Genomic DNA, 3,920 nt, shown 5'->3' on the forward strand with positions numbered 1-3,920 from the left:
CCGCCGCAGGCAATCATATAAATCTTACGCATAATCATACCTCCCGCTATAAGGTAAAGTATACAGAAAGGAACTTCCCTTGTCTATAAAAGGCATTTTCCTCTATTTTCATTGACTTTTGAGCCGTTCCATAGTAAAATTTGTAATTGTATTCTACATAAATTATTAATGAGGTGATGTGAACAATGGCAACAAGGAGAGAAGCACGTTTTAAAGAATGTCGCCGGTTCGGAGTTAACGTCTACGGACACCCTAAGGCATTAAAACGTGTGAAGAAAGAGCAAAGACAGAAAAAAATGTCTGAATACGGCACACAGTTATTGGAGAAACAGAAGTTACGGGCATACTACAACCTGCTCGAACGTCAGTTTGTCCGTTATTATGATAAAGCGAAGAAGCAGGAAGGCATTACAGGCGAAAATATGCTCAAACTGCTCGAATGCCGTTTGGATAATCTCGTATACCGTATCGGGTTTGCAAGCTCTATCCGCCAGGCGCGCCAAATGGTCAATCACGGCCATATCTTGGTCAACGGCAAACGCGTAGACATCCCGTCCGCACATGTAAAAACCGGCAGCACGATTACATTGAAAGAAGCGTCCCGCACCAACGAAATGTACAAGAAGTCATTTCAGGAATTGAAAACCTTCGACCTCCCGTACATTGAAAAGAATTTCGACGGATTTGAAGGCACATTGACCCGCATGCCTGAACGCAGTGAACTGCCCCTTGAAATTAACGAAACACTTATCGTCGAATTGTATTCCAAATAAAATACTTTATACGACAGCAAAAAGCAGGAAATCCTCGGATTTCCCGCTTTTTTTTATTATACGGTCACCGTAAAGAAAATAACGCCGTCCCGCCAGGTAACCGTCAAAACGCCTTTCATGGAACGGGCAAATTCTTCCGCCATCGACAAACCTATGCCGAATCCCGATTTTTCACTGTTATGGGATTCATCGCCTCTGTAAAACCGTTCAAAAAAGCGCGAGTAGTCCACGCCTTTTCCGGCAGTAAAATCATTGGCTACAGTAAGGGCGAAATTTTTTTTCCTTCTTTTCTTCGCCTTTAAAGAAATATAGATCGTCCCCTTGTCATCACAGTACTTCACGGCATTATCGACCAGTATATTCGTCAACTCATAAATACTGCGCTGTATTGCAAATACCTTGATATTTTTATCCACTGTGGACTGAATATTCTTTTGCTGCTCTTCCGCAACGGGACGAAAAGAATCAATCACCGTACGTACCGTCTCCGTTACGTCGACTTCTCTTTTCTGCGCTTCATCACTGCCGTACTCGCCGATACGGGACAGGGCCACCAGACGATTGATCAAATCCGTTTGTCGTTTCACCTGCTTCAAAATACTTTCCGTCCATTGATTCTTTCCGTTAATCATTTCAATGGCTTCCGCATTTGCCGAAATAATGGCAATCGGGGTCTTCAGCTCATGTCCCGCATTGGTTATGAAGCGCTTTTGGCTTTCCATATTATCCACGAACGGTCGCATCACCCACTTGGACAAAACGGCAAAAACGGCAATGTAAACGATAATACAAAAAATACCGAGAATCCCGGAGAATCGCCATAAGGCGTGAATAAACGCAAATTCGCGCGTACAGTCCATAATGACAATCAGACGGTTTTCTTTTTCATCTGTTGTAATGAGATAGGCATAGAAAGCCTTATCTTTTTCAAAAATACCTTCGGCGTTCCCCGAAGACACTGACGTCCGTGCATATTCTACAGCTTCGGCATCACTGAAGGAGGCTGTATTTTTTGTGTTGACATTTTTAATGTTTCCCTCTTTGTCGGCAAGAACGCTGAAAAACCGTGTCTGATACGAAAATTCATCCGTATTGCTTCCCCGTTCGCCCGTACTGAACCAACCGCGTTCTGCAGGCGCCGTTTTCACCGGGATCACTCCGCCGTGTGACGCAATGTAGTGCAAATCACTGTCAATATCATCCATTGTCTGTACATAATTGGATACATTGACGAGCAAGAGGACAATAAAAACCAACAGGAATACGGCTGCCGATGCAAGAAGAATAAAATTTCGCCGTAAGCGATGTATCATCTGCATACTGTTACCTCATTTTTACGCTTTCAATGCAAACGGGCCGCCTGCTTCGCCCGTAAGGACAACCGAACTTTGTACAGCCTCGAATTTTTGCCGTAAATACGAGATGTATACCCAGACAATGGCTTCATTTTCCTCGTCCCCGTCGGACCAGACCCGCCGGAAAATTTCAGAAACCGTTAATTCTTTACGGGGATTGAGCAGCAAAAACTTTAAAAGTTTGGCTTCTTTGGCGGAAAGACGGATCGTACTGGTCCCTTTCAGTTCCTGCGTTTCTGTATTCAATTCAATATTGCCCAGCGAAAGAGTGTCCGGCGTAAAGCTTCCCGCCCGCCTGGTAAGGGAACGAATACGGGCCAAAAGCTCTTTCATCGCGAAGGGCTTGGCTAAATAATCATCCGCGCCCGCATCAAGGCCGTCAATTCGGTCTTCCACCTCCCCCTTTGCCGTAAGCATAATAACAGGCGTAACGTTACCGCTCGCGCGAACCTCTTTAAGCACTGTGATACCGTCCCGCCCCGGCATCATAATATCAAAAATCATACAATCATAGCTGTGTCTGCCGGCCATCATAACCGCATCAACACCGTTATATACGGCATCCGTCTCATAACCGGATGCCTTCAGGACGGAAACCACGGCGGCGGATAATTCTTTTTCATCTTCAGCAAATAAAATTTTCATATGCCCTTTCTCCTTACTGCCTTCTTATTAAGTTACGAATTGTCTGCATAGAAAAGTCACACGATGCGAGTTCATCGGCACAACGCTTTAATTCCCGGCTGATCATTTCCGCATTGTCAATTTTTTTCTTATATTTCATTTGATGTTCCAAACTTGCCCATGTATCCATAGCAATAGTCCGTAACTGGATTTCCGCAAAATAAGTACCGCCTATAATATGGGCCTCCTCATTTGCAGTAATGTCAACGGCGACGATTATATGGTAGCTGCGATAGCCGTTCGGTTTAACGTCCTTGATGTAATCCTTCGCTGTAACGACGGTACAGCCCTCAAGTTGGCCGATATAGGCCGCCACATCATAAACGTCCTCAACAAAACGGCAAATAACACGCACCCCTACAGCATCATGAATTTTCGTCAACGCCGACAGGGCAGTCGGTTCCAGCCCCTTGCACAGACATTTCTCACGCATACTTTCTTCTGATTTAATACGGCTTTCCAAATGTTCATACGCACTTTCGCCTCTACTCGCATATACGGACCGGCCGTATTTTTCAAGGCGCTCCGTAAGATATGATTGAACGGCCTTCAAGGTAGCCGTATAATTTCCGTATATAGATTGCAAAGAAATCACCTGCTTATCTTTTATTTACTGTGAGAAAAAGCACTATCATGTATAAATACGACTTTTATTATATCATATAATTCCTTATAAATATGTTAAAAACAAAAGAATTTATAAAAAATTTAAAATATTGTAATGAATAAAGACTCCCGGGAAATTATTGCTTTTTTATCTGCAAGAACTTGTTATGGAAAGACGACACATAATACATTCACGCGTGGTTCCCCATCGTGCGTATCGGGCTGCAAAATCGTATCTGAGCGACGGAGGGGTAGAAGTTTCATTGCGACTATACTCCTCGTCATGACTTGGTAGCTCAGCTGGATAGAGTGACTGACTACGAATCAGTAGGTCCATGGTTCGAATCCCTACCGGGTCACTAAAGAAGCCTCCGTACATTTTGTGCGGAGGCTTTTGTAATGGAACGACAATATTGTTCTCCCTTGGAATACAAAATAAAAATACGCCGATAAGATACCGCCGTAATGGAAAAAGGACCCGCGCCCACGCGCAAGTCCTTTT

4 protein-coding genes are annotated in these 3,920 nt (G+C 44.0%); 1 reads left to right on the top strand and 3 read right to left on the bottom strand.

Going from position 1 to position 3,920, the window contains the following annotated elements:
- The first annotated feature begins 185 nt into the window (after window positions 1-185).
- Window positions 186-773 carry a 30S ribosomal protein S4 gene (gene rpsD, locus HMPREF0080_RS07900; protein WP_006790914.1) on the top strand — a complete coding sequence of 196 codons (588 nt, stop codon included), beginning with the start codon at window positions 186-188 and terminating at the stop codon, window positions 771-773.
- 56 nt (window positions 774-829) lie between these two features.
- Here the strand turns inward: rpsD and HMPREF0080_RS07905 are convergent, their stop codons facing one another.
- The 3 genes from HMPREF0080_RS07905 to HMPREF0080_RS07915 are packed head-to-tail and all read right to left on the bottom strand — an operon-like array spanning window position 830 to window position 3,407.
- The gene (locus HMPREF0080_RS07905; protein ID WP_006790915.1) at window positions 830-2,092 is read right to left on the bottom strand and encodes a sensor histidine kinase; all 1,263 of its coding nucleotides are present in this window, start codon (window positions 2,090-2,092) and stop codon (window positions 830-832) included.
- A 15-nt stretch (window positions 2,093-2,107) separates the two neighbouring features.
- Complete coding sequence (locus HMPREF0080_RS07910) at window positions 2,108-2,773, bottom strand: response regulator transcription factor (protein WP_006790916.1); 666 nt, start codon at window positions 2,771-2,773, stop codon at window positions 2,108-2,110.
- Between the two features lie 13 nt (window positions 2,774-2,786).
- Window positions 2,787-3,407, bottom strand: a complete 621-nt coding sequence (locus HMPREF0080_RS07915; RefSeq protein WP_006790917.1) for a GTP pyrophosphokinase — start codon at window positions 3,405-3,407, stop codon at window positions 2,787-2,789.
- Between the last annotated feature and the right edge of the window lie 513 nt (window positions 3,408-3,920).

It is taken from the genome of Megasphaera geminata F0357, assembly GCF_000239275.1.
Taxonomy (GTDB): domain Bacteria; phylum Bacillota; class Negativicutes; order Veillonellales; family Megasphaeraceae; genus Megasphaera; species Megasphaera geminata.